Source organism: Paenibacillus sp. 1781tsa1 (assembly GCF_024159265.1).
Lineage (GTDB): Bacteria > Bacillota > Bacilli > Paenibacillales > Paenibacillaceae > Paenibacillus.
This window is the reverse complement of sequence record NZ_JAMYWY010000001.1, coordinates 5,904,439-5,919,780: the sequence shown is the minus strand read 5'-3', so window position 1 is coordinate 5,919,780 and position 15,342 is coordinate 5,904,439. Positions and strand designations below refer to the sequence as shown.

The following is a 15,342-nucleotide window of genomic DNA, read 5'->3' as shown; positions in this document are numbered from 1 at the left end:
ACAACTTGAGGAGGAATACCGACTTTGGGCGATCCCTGGTTCATTGATGAGTGGCACATTTTATTACGATTATTGCTGGCTATGCTGCTTGGAGGGCTCGTAGGCCTGGAGCGGGAACGGTCCAATCATGCTGCCGGTTTGCGTACCCATATCCTGGTATGTCTTGGTTCTGCATTAATTATGATGTTGTCTGTTTATGGTTTTAAAGATTTTGCTAATGAATTAAATGTAAGGATCGATCCAGCACGTCTGGCCACTGCTGTAATTACAGGTGTCGGATTCCTGGGAGCAGGAACAATTCTCTTCACCGGTAAATCCATTACCGGACTGACGACAGCTGCTTCAATCTGGGTTGTTGCAGCCATTGGGCTTGCAGCAGGTGCGGGATTCTTTTTTGCCTCTATCGTATCAACCGTCCTAGTATTGCTTAATCTATGGGTCTTCAACAAATTAGAGCTGAGGTATTTACGAGGGAACAAACTGCATGTTGTTACACTTCATACCCTGTCTGAACCCGGTTTTCTCGAACAACTGTCTTCATGTATGGAGCAGGAGAAGATCAAAATTCGTAAAATCACCGTGAATGAACAAGACCTAGCATATGCCGAGATGGTGTCAGTTGAACGTAAAATTGAGATTGTGTTACATGTTCAGGTACCGCATGATTTCCAAACGGTAGGCTTGGTATCCAAGTTAAGACAGTGGGAACACGTTACCAAGGTGTCGATCGAATAAATGAATTACAACCCTCCCCAGGCCAGTAGTGCCGGAGGGTTTTTGGTCATATCCATATTTCTTCCAGTTACTCTCCTTGCTCTTTAGGGTACTATCTAACCAAATGCATGAAGAGCGGAAGGTCAGATCAGAAGAGAGGAGTATGTTATGAAACGGAGACGTCAATTGAACAAAAAGAACCGTTCAGTCCAGGCCAAACCGGTCAGGAATCGGACTCACAAGTTTATAGCGGGATTACTGAGTGCCATTATTCCTGGTCTGGGTCATATTTATCTGAGATTGTACATGAGAGGTTTGACCTTTATGCTGCTTGTTTTGCTTGATCTGTCAGCAGTATTGTACTTCTCATCCATTGGAATACAGATCAATGTGCCATTGCTCATCTTACTGGCTTTGTGTATCCCGGTTATTTACTTTTACAATGTATATGATGTGTTGCAATCTGCAGATTGGGTCATGATGCGCAGACGTAGAGCAGTGACCCAGGCAACTTCGGACAAGCCGATAACTAATGAACGTTCTACACGAGATGCAATGATGGTCTGGGAGAGAGGCATATCGTTTGGATTACTTCTGATTGTGGGAGGATCATTGATGGTTCTGTTTTTCCGCAAACCACGTTGGTTTCAAGAGCTCCTCGCCGTGTACGGCGGATATTCCTTTGCGGTTCTCATGATTGCAGGAGGTTTGCTCCTGTTTGGGCGTGAGTTCTGGGTAATGTTGAACAAGAAAAAAATGTAGTCGAAACGATACAAGGAGGGAACATGATGAACCGTAAAGTCCGGGTTGGCCGCTATACGGCTGCCGCCTTAATCGTAGCGGTAGGTGTGCTGTTGATTATGGATAAACGGTGGGGAACTGACTATGTATATGAGATGGTGGACTGGTGGCCATTTTTGCTCGTTGTTCTAGGTGTTGAATATATTGTGCTGTTCCTGTGGACACGCAGAAGAAAAAAAGTGCAATCGGATAAGCCGAGCCATCCTGATGAGCAAATCAAAGTACGTTTCAGACCGGATGCCAAAGGCATTCTGGCCTCACTGATTTTGGCGGCTTCCGTATTTATCGTCACCGAGCAGGATCATTACATGCACTTATGGAATAGAGTGAGTCTAAATCTCGGAGCGGCATCCATGGACTACAGTCAAGCGGCAGGATATATGGAGGATAAGGGTACGATTCGTGTACCTGTTCGCATGGATACGTCGGATCTTGTAGTCGAAGGTGTCAACGGAGATATCTCGGTGCAACGGGGGGATACGGAGGAGATTGAAGTACGAACGGTTATCTGGGTAGATCAGACGACGGAAGTACAGGCAAAGGCCGTTGCAGCAGCATCGTTTGTAGAGACCGATGGTACAAAGGTAATTCATATCAAAGCTACAGGCAAGACGTATGGGGACAATGAAAAAACGCAGCCGCGTATGAATCTTACCATTACGATCCCGGATGATCGTCGTTTTAATCTCGATATTCGAACGTCCAATGGAGCGATATTATTAAACCGCCCGGAAGCGATTAGTACCATACTCGCTGAAACGGGTAACGGACGTATCCAGATTACCAATGCTGTTGGAGATATCTCAGGGAAAACGTTAAACGGGGATGTCATTGTAGCCAACGCCATTGGTAATGTAGATCTGGACAGTAACCGTGGAGACATGAAGGCTCGCGGGATTTCCGGCGATGTAGATCTAACTACACAAGTGGGAAGTATCAGTATTGCAGACTCCGTTGGTGAATTCACCGCAGAGACACGCAACGGCAATATTACGCTGGATGGAGCCAATCTGGGAATCAAAGCTCAATCGCTTAATGGCAGTATTAACATCGTATCTTCCAAAGTCGGTGGGGACTGGGATGTGTACAGTGCTGTGGGAGCCATTAACGTATTACTTCCTGATCGTGGAGACTACAGTCTTGCGGGTTCCAGCAGTTATGGAGATCTAAGTACGGATCTGCCTTTCAAAGTACAGAACAAAACCATAGAAGGCCAGCTCGGTGAGGGTGAGTACAGGGTGAAAATCGAAGGCAACAGCGATCTTACCATTCATCGGAACCCTGCTGTATCTACGCCTGAAACAGCTACACCTGATTCTGAAGATACGGCTGAGAATCTGGAACAGACTGCCGAGGACGGACCAAATTCCCAGGATGATTCTACAGAGGTTCCTTGACTGCCGCGTTGACAATAAACTTGTAATCGCCGTACAATAAATGTACACTGGCAAGATTACACGGCATGAAAGATGGATTGTCGTTCTTCATGGCCGGGAATCAACTTTGTGCGAGGAGACAGTAACTTACTCTTCACCAGAGAATGAAAGGTAAGGCGGTGGGTTTTATGGCAACACGTGTCCAACATGCGTTGGAGCATCTGAAAACGACCGGTGTCCGTATTACACCCCAGCGTCATGCCATATTGAACTATCTGATGGAATCCATGGGGCATCCGACAGCCGATGAAATTTACCGAGCCCTTGAACCCCAATTTCCCAGTATGAGCGTGGCAACGGTATATAACAATTTGAAGATGTTTCTGGAAGCTGGCATGGTCCGGGAATTGACATACGGAGATAATTCAAGCCGCTTCGATGCCAATGTTACGGATCATTATCATGTTATCTGTGATCAATGCGGCAAGATTGAAGACTTTAGCTATCCTTCACTCAAAAGTGTAGAGCTTCAGGCGGAGTCTAGTACAGGATTTGAAGTACACGGCCACCGATTGGAAGTGTATGGCGTTTGCAAAAGTTGCAGGGATTAAGAGAGTTGAATTACAATATTAACGTGCAGAATTCAGTATGGATTCTTCACGTTTTTTTTTTTAGCATTTATGCAAAACACTCATTTTTATAACAACTTATGCGCTCATCTTTATGATTCAGCATAATTAACGGAGGTAGACGTTTGGGTAGAAAAAGCAGATATACACGTCAGAAGCGACGTTCATTTTGGCCCGGTTTTCTAGGGGCTTGTCTGATCGCTGGAGGGGCTTACTGGCTTATAACGAATGTATGGTTGAACCAGTCCCATGAAGACCCCGATTGGGTAGGAAGAAGCCAGCCTATTTTTGTAGATGGGCAACTGATGGATGGAGACGCCTTGGATACAGGAGATCAACTCAAGTTACCTGTAAAGGTGCTGCAAGAAGCAGTTGATGCGGGCATACGTTACGAACCAGAGTCAGGCGATATCATTATTGCCTCCCCTCAGCGAGTTCTTCATATGAAAGAGGACAGCACACAAGCAGAACTTAATCACAAAGATTATCCTATGACGGTTAAACCTGAGGTTAAGGATGGAGAAGCATACATTCCGCTCAAACCTTTGAAGGAAGTGTACGGCATCGCCATACAGGAAGATTCGGTAACAGGTGCTGTACTTCTGATGCGTGGAGGAGACACGATACAATATGCAGAGATTGATACGTTGTCATCCAAAGCAGATAAGACGGTGCCGTTATATAAACGTGGGGGAGAATCCTCACCAATCATAGCCGATATGGAAAAGAATGCACGGGTACGTGTATGGCAGACGGGTGATAAACAGAGTTTTGTTCAACTCGATAATGGATATGCCGGATATGTAGATAATGATCATATTGCACTCACGGAGAAAAAGAAGGTGGACACGCCCAAGTATACGCTGACTGCAGCAGAGAAGAAGTGGCAGAATAAACCGGTAAACTTGGTTTGGGAAGCCGTGTACAATCGTCAGCCTGATGTGGGCTCTATCGGTAAAATGCCTGGTGTGAATGTGGTCAGCCCCACATGGTTTCACATTACGGATGGGCAGGGCACGGTGAAAAGCAAGGGAAACCAAGCTTATGTGAACTGGGCTCACCGTTCGGGTATGGAAGTATGGGGACTTATGGATAACAGCTTTGATCCGGACGTTACCAAAGAAGCTGTAGCTTCTTACGAAACACGTACTCATATCATTGAGCAGATGTTAGAGTATGCACAGACGTATCAATTGGATGGTATCAATATCGACTTTGAGAACGTGTATACAGATGACGGGCCGAATATTACGCAGTTTGTGCGTGAGATCAAGGCGATGGCACGCATACATGGATTGATGTTATCAATCGATGTAACACCGAAATCGAACAGTGAGATGTGGTCCGCTTTTCTGGATCGCCGTGCATTAGGTTCTTTTGCAGACTATGTTATTGTGATGGCTTATGATGAACATTGGGCGGCTAGTCCCAAGGCTGGGTCGGTAGCATCTCTCCCATGGACCGAGGCTTCCATGAGACGCATACTTGAGGAGGATGAAGTCCCTTCTAACAAGTTGATCATGGCGGTTCCGCTCTATACAAGAATCTGGACGGAAGAGAAGAATGATCAAGGGGAGGTTAAAGTGTCTTCCAAAGCAGTGGGAATGAGTACCATTGTGGAGCTAATCCAAGAAAAGAAACTCAAACCCGAACTGGATCAGGCAAGTGGACAGAACTATGTGGAATATGAGGAAGACGGAGCGACCAAGAAAATATGGATCGAAGATGCCGTGTCCCTTCAGGCGCGTGTAGATTTAATTGCTTCGTTGAAGCTTGGAGGAGTAGCGGCATGGAATCGAAGTTTTGCTAATGCCTCTGCATGGGAGGTATTAAAGCAGGCTGGTTACCAGAAATAATTTACTCATGCTCCGTGGTCGACGGATGTCTTCTCTTGTTTTGCTTTGCAAAGCCAGAAGTTGCTCCTGTTTGATACCATCTTACATGTAATCTATCATTTTATTAGCCATAGAAATCATAACTTAACTTCATATCTTAGCTGTTGATAACAGCAACAAGGACTCATTTATAAGCCAAGTCCAAAAAGGTCCGGTAGACATACCGGGCCTTTTTTTGTTCTCCAATGATGAAATTAAGGCAAAGAAATGTAGCGGTTGAAGATTAAGTCGTGTTATCGATCGGTGGGGGGGACTGTTGTAGAAGGCGCTTTCAGTTGTTGACTGGTCATATTGGCCTTGTTGGGGTCCAGGGTGAGGATGGTATGACAGAACATACAACGATCCGTTTTGCCCAGCATTTTGGTTAACTTCCCGCATTCCGGACAGTCGACTTGTACCGCGCTGGTGGAGAGCATACCCGCCCAGAAATAAATGGCTAGACTGGCCATCATGGCAATCAGTCCGATGACGAGTCCTACAGCTGCGAATACCTTGCCTGCATGTCCCCAGAAAACGATCCCGGCTGTTCCCAGTATCATTAGGCCCATACCTAGCATGGTCAGTAGTAATCCCCAAGTGCGAAAAGCATTAATTTTTGCTGATTTAAAAATCATGAAAAATGCTCCTATCGTATGAGTAGTATCGGACCTGGAAAAGAAGGAAACTTTAGTCTGGATGTAGAATTACATTATAACTGACTTGGCGCTTATCTGCCATGAAATGTATGGAGGGAATCGTGGAATTAAAGAACCTTGCTTTTTTGTCCGAACAGTCGGAAGAGACAGGGGCAGTTGGGGCTATCGCTTATTCCCACCCGGGAGAGCGATTCCACGGCTCCCTAATTCAAGATTTCGAGTTATTGGTACTTGTTGTTCATAATGATGATCAATTAAAATCGGCGGTGGGACATTACAGATATGGTGATCTTCGTTATCAAATGATCTATGCAAGCCGTCATGAATTAAAGAGTAGTGTAGTTACCGGGAATCACAATAATCTCACCCAGTGTCTGATTGAAGGTGAGATTATCTGGGAAGAGGACAGCGCCTTAAGTGATTTGCGAGAAGAACTGTCTGCCTTTGGGACAGAATTGCGTGAACAGAAGCTCCTGCATGAATTCACCAGTTTTTTGAGAATGTATGTGGAGGCGAAACGTCATATTCAGGAAGGTCATGTTGTAGACGCCTACTACAATGTATTAGAGGCTCTGGGCAACTGGGCAAGAATTGTATTGATTGAACAGGGGATATACCCGGATCATGCCGTCTGGACACATGTGCAGAATCTGGATCGCGCTTTGTGGAAACTATACCAAGAGCTTACCGTAAGCTCGGAGACACTGGAGCAGCGAGTAGAGCTTGTACTGCTTGCCTGTGAGTTTTCGGTAATGTCCAAAATGAGTGAATGCTCGGAGCTGCTGCTGCGTGTGTTAAGAAGTCGCAAGGAGCCTTGGAGCATCAATGAACTTGTTCATCATCCGCAATTAAGATTTGTTCGAGAAGATCTACCTTTGGTTATACGCAAGCTGGTTTTTCGTTCTATAGTAAAAGAATCGGCAGGGTGGCCATCGATCGGAGGAGAAGGTCGGGAAATTCGGTATTGGATTGAGACATAACCTTCTCCAAAAGTCTGGCAATAATTGATCGCATCAGGGAGGGGAAACCTTCCTTTTTTGTTTGTTTAATAATTTATAAAAAAATGTTGACTCTGATTCGCGATATATGATACATTATATTTCGTTCCTCAAACGAGATTATCGCCAACAAACGATAAAATCTTCAGAGGAAAAGTGAAGAACTAACGCTTCAAAAAAGAAATTTAAAAAAGTTCTTGACGAAACCAAACGAAATGTGATACATTATTTAAGTCGCCGCCGAAACTTGGTTGTGACGAAAAAGAAGTAAAACAAATCGTGTTTGATCTTTGAAAACTGAACAACGAGTGAGTGAACATTCTGCTTGCAGAATGAACGCGAAAGTTTGAAACAAGCCTTGGCTTGAATCGACTGGAGCACAAATGAGATTTTTAATCTCGTCAGATTCAAAATGAGCTTATCGCTCTTTTCAATACTTTATTGGAGAGTTTGATCCTGGCTCAGGACGAACGCTGGCGGCATGCCTAATACATGCAAGTCGAGCGGACTTGAAGAGAAGCTTGCTTCTCTGATGGTTAGCGGCGGACGGGTGAGTAACACGTAGGCAACCTGCCCTCAAGTTTGGGACAACTACCGGAAACGGTAGCTAATACCGAATAGTTGTTTTCTTCGCCTGAAGAGAACTGGAAAGACGGAGCAATCTGTCACTTGGGGATGGGCCTGCGGCGCATTAGCTAGTTGGTGGGGTAACGGCTCACCAAGGCGACGATGCGTAGCCGACCTGAGAGGGTGATCGGCCACACTGGGACTGAGACACGGCCCAGACTCCTACGGGAGGCAGCAGTAGGGAATCTTCCGCAATGGGCGAAAGCCTGACGGAGCAATGCCGCGTGAGTGATGAAGGTTTTCGGATCGTAAAGCTCTGTTGCCAGGGAAGAACGCTTGGGAGAGTAACTGCTCTCAAGGTGACGGTACCTGAGAAGAAAGCCCCGGCTAACTACGTGCCAGCAGCCGCGGTAATACGTAGGGGGCAAGCGTTGTCCGGAATTATTGGGCGTAAAGCGCGCGCAGGCGGTCATTTAAGTCTGGTGTTTAATCCCGGGGCTCAACCCCGGATCGCACTGGAAACTGGGTGACTTGAGTGCAGAAGAGGAGAGTGGAATTCCACGTGTAGCGGTGAAATGCGTAGATATGTGGAGGAACACCAGTGGCGAAGGCGACTCTCTGGGCTGTAACTGACGCTGAGGCGCGAAAGCGTGGGGAGCAAACAGGATTAGATACCCTGGTAGTCCACGCCGTAAACGATGAGTGCTAGGTGTTAGGGGTTTCGATACCCTTGGTGCCGAAGTTAACACATTAAGCACTCCGCCTGGGGAGTACGGTCGCAAGACTGAAACTCAAAGGAATTGACGGGGACCCGCACAAGCAGTGGAGTATGTGGTTTAATTCGAAGCAACGCGAAGAACCTTACCAGGTCTTGACATCCCTCTGATCGATGCAGAGATGTATCTTTCCTTCGGGACAGAGGAGACAGGTGGTGCATGGTTGTCGTCAGCTCGTGTCGTGAGATGTTGGGTTAAGTCCCGCAACGAGCGCAACCCTTGATCTTAGTTGCCAGCATTTCGGATGGGCACTCTAAGGTGACTGCCGGTGACAAACCGGAGGAAGGTGGGGATGACGTCAAATCATCATGCCCCTTATGACCTGGGCTACACACGTACTACAATGGCCGGTACAACGGGCTGTGAAGCCGCGAGGTGGAACGAATCCTAAAAAGCCGGTCTCAGTTCGGATTGCAGGCTGCAACTCGCCTGCATGAAGTCGGAATTGCTAGTAATCGCGGATCAGCATGCCGCGGTGAATACGTTCCCGGGTCTTGTACACACCGCCCGTCACACCACGAGAGTTTATAACACCCGAAGTCGGTGGGGTAACCGCAAGGAGCCAGCCGCCGAAGGTGGGATAGATGATTGGGGTGAAGTCGTAACAAGGTAGCCGTATCGGAAGGTGCGGCTGGATCACCTCCTTTCTATGGAGAATCGTTTCCTGTAACGGAAACATTCAAATACAAGTCTTCAGGAAGCATGCTTCCGAAGCGAGCTTTACTTCGTAAAGCTTTTAACTCACTCGTTGCTCAGTTTTGAGAGCTCAAACTCTCAAACAGCTTGCTTTTGCATGGAGCTTGTTCTTTGAAAACTAGATATCGAAACGAAAGTAAATGCGAATTAGAACATTCCTTTAAGCTGATCTTGTGCAAACAAGTGAAGTGTTTATAAGGTAGATAATTGCTTTTGCGATGGTATCGAGTGGGAGCGACTTTTGGCTTTGGACGTAGTCCAAAACAAGGGAAGCGAGCGATCGAAACCGGAGCAATTTGGTTAAGCTACTAAGAGCACACGGAGGATGCCTAGGCGCTAGGAGCCGATGAAGGACGTGGCGAACAACGAAACTGCCTCGGGGAGCTGTAAGCAAGCTTTGATCCGGGGGTGTCCGAATGGGGAAACCCAGCTGGGGTAATTTCCAGTTACTCATAACTGAATACATAGGTTATGTAGAGGCATACCAGGGGAACTGAAACATCTAAGTACCCTGAGGAAGAGAAAACAATAGTGATTCCGTCAGTAGCGGCGAGCGAACGCGGAGAAGCCCAAACCAGAGAGCTTGCTCTTTGGGGTTGTGGGACGTCTCACATGGAGTTACAAAGGAACCGGTTAAGCGAAGAGGTCTGGAAAGGCCCGCCAAAGAAGGTAAAAGCCCTGTAGTTGAAAGTCTGTTCCCTCCGAGACGGATCCCGAGTAGTGCGGGGCACGTGAAACCCCGTATGAATCCGGCAGGACCATCTGCCAAGGCTAAATACTTCCTAGCGACCGATAGTGAAGCAGTACCGTGAGGGAAAGGTGAAAAGCACCCCGGAAGGGGAGTGAAATAGAACCTGAAACCGTGTGCTTACAAAAAGTCAGAGCCCGTTTTAGGGGTGATGGCGTGCCTTTTGTAGAATGAACCGGCGAGTTACGTTCCCGTGCAAGGTTAAGGTGAAGAGCCGGAGCCGCAGCGAAAGCGAGTCTGAATAGGGCGATGTAGTACGTGGACGTAGACCCGAAACCGGGTGATCTACCCCTGTCCAGGGTGAAGGTGCGGTAACACGCACTGGAGGCCCGAACCCACGCACGTTGAAAAGTGCGGGGATGAGGTGGGGGTAGCGGAGAAATTCCAATCGAACTCGGAGATAGCTGGTTCTCCCCGAAATAGCTTTAGGGCTAGCCTCGGAAAACAGAGTCGTGGAGGTAGAGCACTGATTGGGTGCGGGGCCCGCAAGGGTTACCAAGCTCAGTCAAACTCCGAATGCCATAGACTTACTTCCGGGAGTCAGACAGTGAGTGCTAAGATCCATTGTCAAAAGGGAAACAGCCCAGACCATCAGCTAAGGTCCCCAAGTGTGTGTTAAGTGGGAAAGGATGTGGAGTTGCACAGACAACCAGGATGTTGGCTTAGAAGCAGCCACCATTGAAAGAGTGCGTAATAGCTCACTGGTCGAGTGACTCTGCGCCGAAAATGTAACGGGGCTAAACACACCACCGAAGCTATGGCTTGATGCTTTGCATCAGGGGTAGGGGAGCGTTGTATAAGGGTTGAAGGTGTACCGTAAGGAGCGCTGGACATTATACAAGTGAGAATGCCGGTATGAGTAACGAAAAGATCAGTGAGAATCTGATCCGCCGAAAGCCTAAGGGTTCCTGAGGAAGGCTCGTCCGCTCAGGGTAAGTCGGGACCTAAGGCGAGGCCGAAAGGCGTAGTCGAAGGACAACAGGTCGAAATTCCTGTACCACCGTAAGCCGTTATGAGCAATGGGGGGACGCAGTAGGGTAGTGACGCGGACTGATGGATGTCCGTCTAAGCAGTAAGGCTGATGTGTAGGCAAATCCGCACATTGTAAGGCTGAGCTGTGATGGGGAGCGAAAATTGTAGTAGCGAAGGTCATGATCTCACACTGCCAAGAAAAGCCTCTAGCCAGGTGAAGGTGCCCGTACCGCAAACCGACACAGGTAGGCGAGAAGAGTATTCTAAGGCGCGCGGAAGAACTCTCGTTAAGGAACTCGGCAAAATGACCCCGTAACTTCGGGAGAAGGGGTGCCCCGGTAGTGTGAATAGCACGAGGGGGCCGCAGTGAAAAGGCCCAAGCGACTGTTTAGCAAAAACACAGGTCTGTGCGAAGCCGTAAGGCGAAGTATACGGGCTGACGCCTGCCCGGTGCTGGAAGGTTAAGGGGAGTGGTTAGGAGCAATCCGAAGCTGTGAACCGAAGCCCCAGTAAACGGCGGCCGTAACTATAACGGTCCTAAGGTAGCGAAATTCCTTGTCAGGTAAATTCTGACCCGCACGAATGGCGTAACGACTTGGGCGCTGTCTCAACGAGAGATCCGGTGAAATTTTAATACCTGTGAAGATGCAGGTTACCCGCGACAAGACGGAAAGACCCCATGGAGCTTTACTGCAGCTTGATATTGAATTTGGGTACGATCTGTACAGGATAGGTGGGAGCCTTTGAAGCAGGAGCGCAAGCTTCTGTGGAGGCAACGTTGGGATACCACCCTGATCGTATCTAGGTTCTAACCTGGTACCGTAATCCGGTGCGGGGACAGTGTCAGGTGGGCAGTTTGACTGGGGCGGTCGCCTCCTAAAGAGTAACGGAGGCGCCCAAAGGTTCCCTCAGAATGGTTGGAAATCATTCGAAGAGTGCAAAGGCATAAGGGAGCTTGACTGCGAGACCTACAAGTCGAGCAGGGACGAAAGTCGGGCTTAGTGATCCGGTGGTACCGCATGGAAGGGCCATCGCTCAACGGATAAAAGCTACCCTGGGGATAACAGGCTTATCTCCCCCAAGAGTCCACATCGACGGGGAGGTTTGGCACCTCGATGTCGGCTCATCGCATCCTGGGGCTGAAGTAGGTCCCAAGGGTTGGGCTGTTCGCCCATTAAAGCGGTACGCGAGCTGGGTTCAGAACGTCGTGAGACAGTTCGGTCCCTATCTGTCGTGGGCGTAGGAAATTTGAGAGGAGCTGTCCTTAGTACGAGAGGACCGGGATGGACGTACCGCTGGTGTACCAGTTGTTCCGCCAGGAGCACCGCTGGGTAGCTATGTACGGACGGGATAAACGCTGAAAGCATCTAAGCGTGAAGCCCCCCTCAAGATGAGATTTCCCAGTATGTAAGACCCCTTGAAGACGACGAGGTAGATAGGCTGGGGGTGGAAGTGCAGCAATGCATGGAGCTGACCAGTACTAATCGGTCGAGGGCTTATCCAATAGCAAGTGATAGTTCGCATCTTTCGTTTCGAATCTAGTTTTCAGAGAACGATCTCTGAAGCATATTCCCTGATAGCTCAGTTGGTAGAGCACTCGACTGTTAATCGAGTTGTCACAGGTTCGAGCCCTGTTCGGGGAGCCATATGGAGAGGTGTCCGAGCTGGCCGAAGGAGCACGATTGGAAATCGTGTAGGCGTCACAAGCGTCTCGAGGGTTCGAATCCCTCTCTCTCCGCCATAATAATAAGGCCCGTTGGTCAAGGGGTTAAGACACCTCCCTTTCACGGAGGTAACAGGGGTTCGAATCCCCTACGGGTCATATTAACTTCAAAAAAAGAAGTTGATTTTTACAACAAGATTATGATATGATCATAAATGTGTTGTTCGGAGGCTTAGCTCAGCTGGGAGAGCATCTGCCTTACAAGCAGAGGGTCGGGGGTTCGATCCCCTCAGCCTCCACCATATAACTTTTTATAACGACGCGGGGTGGAGCAGCCCGGTAGCTCGTCGGGCTCATAACCCGAAGGCCGCAGGTTCAAATCCTGCCCCCGCAATTAACTTTCCTTGAGAAAGTACTATGGAACCGTGGTGTAGTTGGCCTAACATGCCTGCCTGTCACGCAGGAGATCGCGGGTTCGAATCCCGTCGGTTCCGCCATTTAATCTTTACATGAGGCAAACTGTTCACTACATCTGCTGTATGGCACTGATGCCCTATATAAAGTGTAAGGAATTAAGATTAGACTTTATTATGGCTCGGTAGCTCAGTCGGTAGAGCAGAGGACTGAAAATCCTCGTGTCGGCGGTTCGATTCCGTCCCGAGCCACCATTTTCAAAACAATTTAATATGCCGGTGTAGCTCAACTGGTAGAGCAACTGACTTGTAATCAGTAGGTTGGGGGTTCAAGTCCTCTCGCCGGCACCATGTAATCCTGGAGGATTAGCGAAGTGGCCAAACGCATCAGACTGTAAATCTGCTCCCGTACGGGTTCGGTGGTTCGAATCCATCATCCTCCACCAGTTTTTAGGGGCATAGTTTAAAGGTAGAACAACGGTCTCCAAAACCGTTGGTGTGGGTTCAATTCCTGCTGCCCCTGCCAATTAACTTTTAAGAAATTTAACCTTTTGTGGCGATCGTGGCGAAGTGGTTAACGCACCGGTTTGTGGATCCGGCATTCGGGGGTTCAATTCCCCTCGATCGCCCCTTTGTTTTTTCATTTTTTATTGGGGATTAGCCAAGCGGTAAGGCAACGGACTTTGACTCCGTCATGCATAGGTTCAAATCCTATATCCCCAGCCATTATGCGGACGTGGCTCAGCGGTAGAGCATCGCCTTGCCAAGGCGAGGGTCGCGGGTTCGATTCCCGTCGTCCGCTCCAAAATATGGCGCCATAGCCAAGTGGTAAGGCACAGCTCTGCAAAAGCTTTATCCCCAGTTCGAATCTGGGTGGCGCCTCCAGCATATGCCGGCGTGGCGGAATGGCAGACGCGCTCGACTCAAAATCGAGTGGGAAACCGTGGAGGTTCGAGTCCTCTCGCCGGTATATTGAATAGCCCTACATGTTGCTTATGCAATGTGTAGGGCTATTTTTATTTTATATAAAACGGTTTTTGTACATTAAGAAAAATGGGACTTTAATAAAGATTGACGTATGATTATATTCGGTATATTGTAGATAAGTGAAGTCTTTAATTATAGAGGAGTGAAGCATAGTGACTACTGGAAAAAATGTAACGGATACCGATCTGTTATTTAATCTTTCTGTATGGGAAGAGGCATGGAAGAATCGTCCGAGAAGTCCAAAATATAAAAAGAAAAGCGCACCATTTAATACAGAAGAAGCATTTGAGCGGTGGGCCAGGGATTATCATGTACAGTCGTTCTCTGAAGAAGGTAAGCAGCGTTCTGAGCGCATTATGGGCTGGATTGAGAACCAGGGTGTGGAGTTCGCGGGTTTATCCATTTTGGACATTGGAGCTGCTTCAGGTATATTCACCATTCCTTTTGCAGAAAAGGGAGCAACTGTGACTGCAGTTGAGCCATCTGAGTTACTTGTCTCCCTGATGAAAGAGACGATACCTTCAGCTCTTGAATCTAATATCGAAATCGTAAAAGAACGATATGAAGAAATCTCCATTCAGGATAAAGGCTGGGAGAAGAAATTTGACTTTGCATTTGCCTCCATGTGTCCGGTGATGTCAGATTGGGAAACGATTGAGATGGCGATCAACTGTGCCCGGAAGTATGTGTATATAAGTACTATGGCGGGACAGAAGGAACACACCCTAATGGATGAAATTAAGGAGGTACTGGGTGTAACTGCTTCATACAAGGCGGGTGACATGGGTTATATTCAACAGTTGCTGTATTTGAAAGGTTATTCATACACAATGATCATTACAAGAGAAGTTAACTCATTTGAAGTACCAGTGGAAGAGATTATCGAAAAGCTGCCAGAATGGCTTAATACGTATGAGTTACCATCAGATGAAGATTCCCTCAGATTAGCTGAGAAGTACATCCGAGATACATACAAGGGTAGTACGGTGACATTCTCACGTGGAGCAAGATTCGGGAAGATTCTGATCCAACTTGAACAGCCAAACATGAAAACAGTTCATATTAAGGATAAGCGATAAATCTTATAGGCTTGTTACGTGTCTGAGGATCAGAAATCGAGACGGACAACGTATTTTAACATCTAAGATGACGCTAGGAAGCATCACATCGCTGCGCAAAAAGATGAACGTTTGAAATATATGAAGTTAAGATTATAGAAATGAAATTGTAAGTGAAGGGAGCAGGATATGTGCTCCCTCTTTTTTTTGAAGCCAATAACTAATAACCAGACCCTCGTTTATTTGGAGATGTTCGAGACAACGAAAAAACAAAACACATTTCTAGTTTTCAGAGAATGATATCTAAAGCATATTCCCTGATAGATCAGTTGTTAGAGCAATCGACTGTTAATCGAGTGTCACAGGGTCCGAGCCCTGTTCGGGGAGCCATTATGGAGAGGGGGCCGAGCTGGC

General features: G+C 47.6%; 8 protein-coding genes, 16 tRNA genes and 2 rRNA genes. 25 read left to right on the top strand and 1 reads right to left on the bottom strand.

Annotated features, from left to right (window positions below; all coding sequences use genetic code 11):
• Nucleotides 1–24 precede the first annotated feature (24 nt).
• From NKT06_RS26690 to NKT06_RS26670, 5 genes are all read left to right on the top strand, one after another.
• The gene (locus tag NKT06_RS26690; RefSeq protein ID WP_017692302.1) at nucleotides 25–735 is read left to right on the top strand and encodes an MgtC/SapB family protein; all 711 of its coding nucleotides are present in this window, start codon (nucleotides 25–27) and stop codon (nucleotides 733–735) included.
• Nucleotides 736–882: 147 nt separating this feature from the next.
• Nucleotides 883–1,476, top strand: a complete 594-nt coding sequence (locus NKT06_RS26685; RefSeq protein WP_253440877.1) for a hypothetical protein — start codon at nucleotides 883–885, stop codon at nucleotides 1,474–1,476.
• A gap of 23 nt (nucleotides 1,477–1,499) precedes the next feature.
• Nucleotides 1,500–2,912 carry a DUF4097 family beta strand repeat-containing protein gene (locus tag NKT06_RS26680; protein WP_253440875.1) on the top strand — a complete coding sequence of 471 codons (1,413 nt, stop codon included), beginning with the start codon at nucleotides 1,500–1,502 and terminating at the stop codon, nucleotides 2,910–2,912.
• 167 nt (nucleotides 2,913–3,079) lie between these two features.
• Nucleotides 3,080–3,502 carry a peroxide-responsive transcriptional repressor PerR gene (gene perR, locus NKT06_RS26675; protein WP_026081471.1) on the top strand — a complete coding sequence of 141 codons (423 nt, stop codon included), beginning with the start codon at nucleotides 3,080–3,082 and terminating at the stop codon, nucleotides 3,500–3,502.
• A 143-nt stretch (nucleotides 3,503–3,645) separates the two neighbouring features.
• Nucleotides 3,646–5,376, top strand: a complete 1,731-nt coding sequence (locus NKT06_RS26670) for a glycosyl hydrolase family 18 protein (protein ID WP_253440873.1) — start codon at nucleotides 3,646–3,648, stop codon at nucleotides 5,374–5,376.
• 272 nt (nucleotides 5,377–5,648) lie between these two features.
• Here the strand turns inward: NKT06_RS26670 and NKT06_RS26665 are convergent, their stop codons facing one another.
• On the bottom strand, nucleotides 5,649–6,029 hold the full coding sequence (locus tag NKT06_RS26665) for a DUF2614 family zinc ribbon-containing protein (protein WP_253440871.1): 381 nt from the start codon (nucleotides 6,027–6,029) through the stop codon (nucleotides 5,649–5,651).
• A gap of 122 nt (nucleotides 6,030–6,151) precedes the next feature.
• Between NKT06_RS26665 and NKT06_RS26660 the strand changes: the two genes are divergently transcribed.
• The 20 genes from NKT06_RS26660 (at nucleotide 6,152) to NKT06_RS26565 (ending at nucleotide 15,318) form a co-directional block, all read left to right on the top strand.
• On the top strand, nucleotides 6,152–7,030 hold the full coding sequence (locus NKT06_RS26660; RefSeq protein ID WP_253440869.1) for a nucleotidyltransferase-like protein: 879 nt from the start codon (nucleotides 6,152–6,154) through the stop codon (nucleotides 7,028–7,030).
• A gap of 456 nt (nucleotides 7,031–7,486) precedes the next feature.
• A 16S ribosomal RNA gene (locus NKT06_RS26655) occupies nucleotides 7,487–9,038 on the top strand.
• A gap of 347 nt (nucleotides 9,039–9,385) precedes the next feature.
• Nucleotides 9,386–12,311: ribosomal RNA gene (locus tag NKT06_RS26650) — 23S ribosomal RNA — on the top strand.
• The 16S and 23S rRNA genes sit together here with 15 tRNA genes alongside, the layout of an rRNA operon.
• Nucleotides 12,312–12,377: 66 nt before the next feature.
• Nucleotides 12,378–12,453, top strand: a tRNA-Asn gene (locus tag NKT06_RS26645).
• Nucleotides 12,454–12,456: 3 nt separating this feature from the next.
• Nucleotides 12,457–12,548: transfer RNA gene (locus NKT06_RS26640), tRNA-Ser, on the top strand.
• A 9-nt stretch (nucleotides 12,549–12,557) separates the two neighbouring features.
• Nucleotides 12,558–12,629, top strand: a tRNA-Glu gene (locus tag NKT06_RS26635).
• Between the two features lie 67 nt (nucleotides 12,630–12,696).
• Nucleotides 12,697–12,772, top strand: a tRNA-Val gene (locus NKT06_RS26630).
• An 18-nt stretch (nucleotides 12,773–12,790) separates the two neighbouring features.
• Nucleotides 12,791–12,864, top strand: a tRNA-Met gene (locus NKT06_RS26625).
• A gap of 25 nt (nucleotides 12,865–12,889) precedes the next feature.
• Nucleotides 12,890–12,967 (top strand) — tRNA-Asp (locus tag NKT06_RS26620).
• Nucleotides 12,968–13,062: 95 nt separating this feature from the next.
• Nucleotides 13,063–13,138 (top strand) — tRNA-Phe (locus NKT06_RS26615).
• A gap of 20 nt (nucleotides 13,139–13,158) precedes the next feature.
• Nucleotides 13,159–13,234 (top strand) — tRNA-Thr (locus NKT06_RS26610).
• A 9-nt stretch (nucleotides 13,235–13,243) separates the two neighbouring features.
• A tRNA-Tyr gene (locus NKT06_RS26605) sits at nucleotides 13,244–13,329 on the top strand.
• A gap of 6 nt (nucleotides 13,330–13,335) precedes the next feature.
• A tRNA-Trp gene (locus NKT06_RS26600) sits at nucleotides 13,336–13,409 on the top strand.
• 30 nt (nucleotides 13,410–13,439) lie between these two features.
• Nucleotides 13,440–13,512 (top strand) — tRNA-His (locus tag NKT06_RS26595).
• Nucleotides 13,513–13,534: 22 nt separating this feature from the next.
• Nucleotides 13,535–13,609, top strand: a tRNA-Gln gene (locus NKT06_RS26590).
• Between the two features lie 4 nt (nucleotides 13,610–13,613).
• Nucleotides 13,614–13,688, top strand: a tRNA-Gly gene (locus NKT06_RS26585).
• Nucleotides 13,689–13,694: 6 nt separating this feature from the next.
• Nucleotides 13,695–13,768 (top strand) — tRNA-Cys (locus tag NKT06_RS26580).
• A 6-nt stretch (nucleotides 13,769–13,774) separates the two neighbouring features.
• A tRNA-Leu gene (locus tag NKT06_RS26575) sits at nucleotides 13,775–13,853 on the top strand.
• A 169-nt stretch (nucleotides 13,854–14,022) separates the two neighbouring features.
• Nucleotides 14,023–14,949 carry a class I SAM-dependent methyltransferase gene (locus tag NKT06_RS26570; RefSeq protein ID WP_253440867.1) on the top strand — a complete coding sequence of 309 codons (927 nt, stop codon included), beginning with the start codon at nucleotides 14,023–14,025 and terminating at the stop codon, nucleotides 14,947–14,949.
• A gap of 293 nt (nucleotides 14,950–15,242) precedes the next feature.
• Nucleotides 15,243–15,318 (top strand) — tRNA-Asn (locus NKT06_RS26565).
• Nucleotides 15,319–15,342: the final 24 nt, after the last annotated feature.

What these genes read in the sequence shown, in the direction of transcription:
- NKT06_RS26685 (WP_253440877.1), top strand. Translation starts at nt 883, where the DNA reads ATGAAACGGAGACGTCAATTGAACAAAAAGAACCGTTCAGTCCAGGCC.
- NKT06_RS26680 (WP_253440875.1), top strand. Translation starts at nt 1,500, where the DNA reads ATGATGAACCGTAAAGTCCGGGTTGGCCGCTATACGGCTGCCGCCTTA.
- perR (WP_026081471.1), top strand. Translation starts at nt 3,080, where the DNA reads ATGGCAACACGTGTCCAACATGCGTTGGAGCATCTGAAAACGACCGGT.
- NKT06_RS26665 (WP_253440871.1), bottom strand. Translation starts at nt 6,029, where the DNA reads ATGATTTTTAAATCAGCAAAAATTAATGCTTTTCGCACTTGGGGATTA.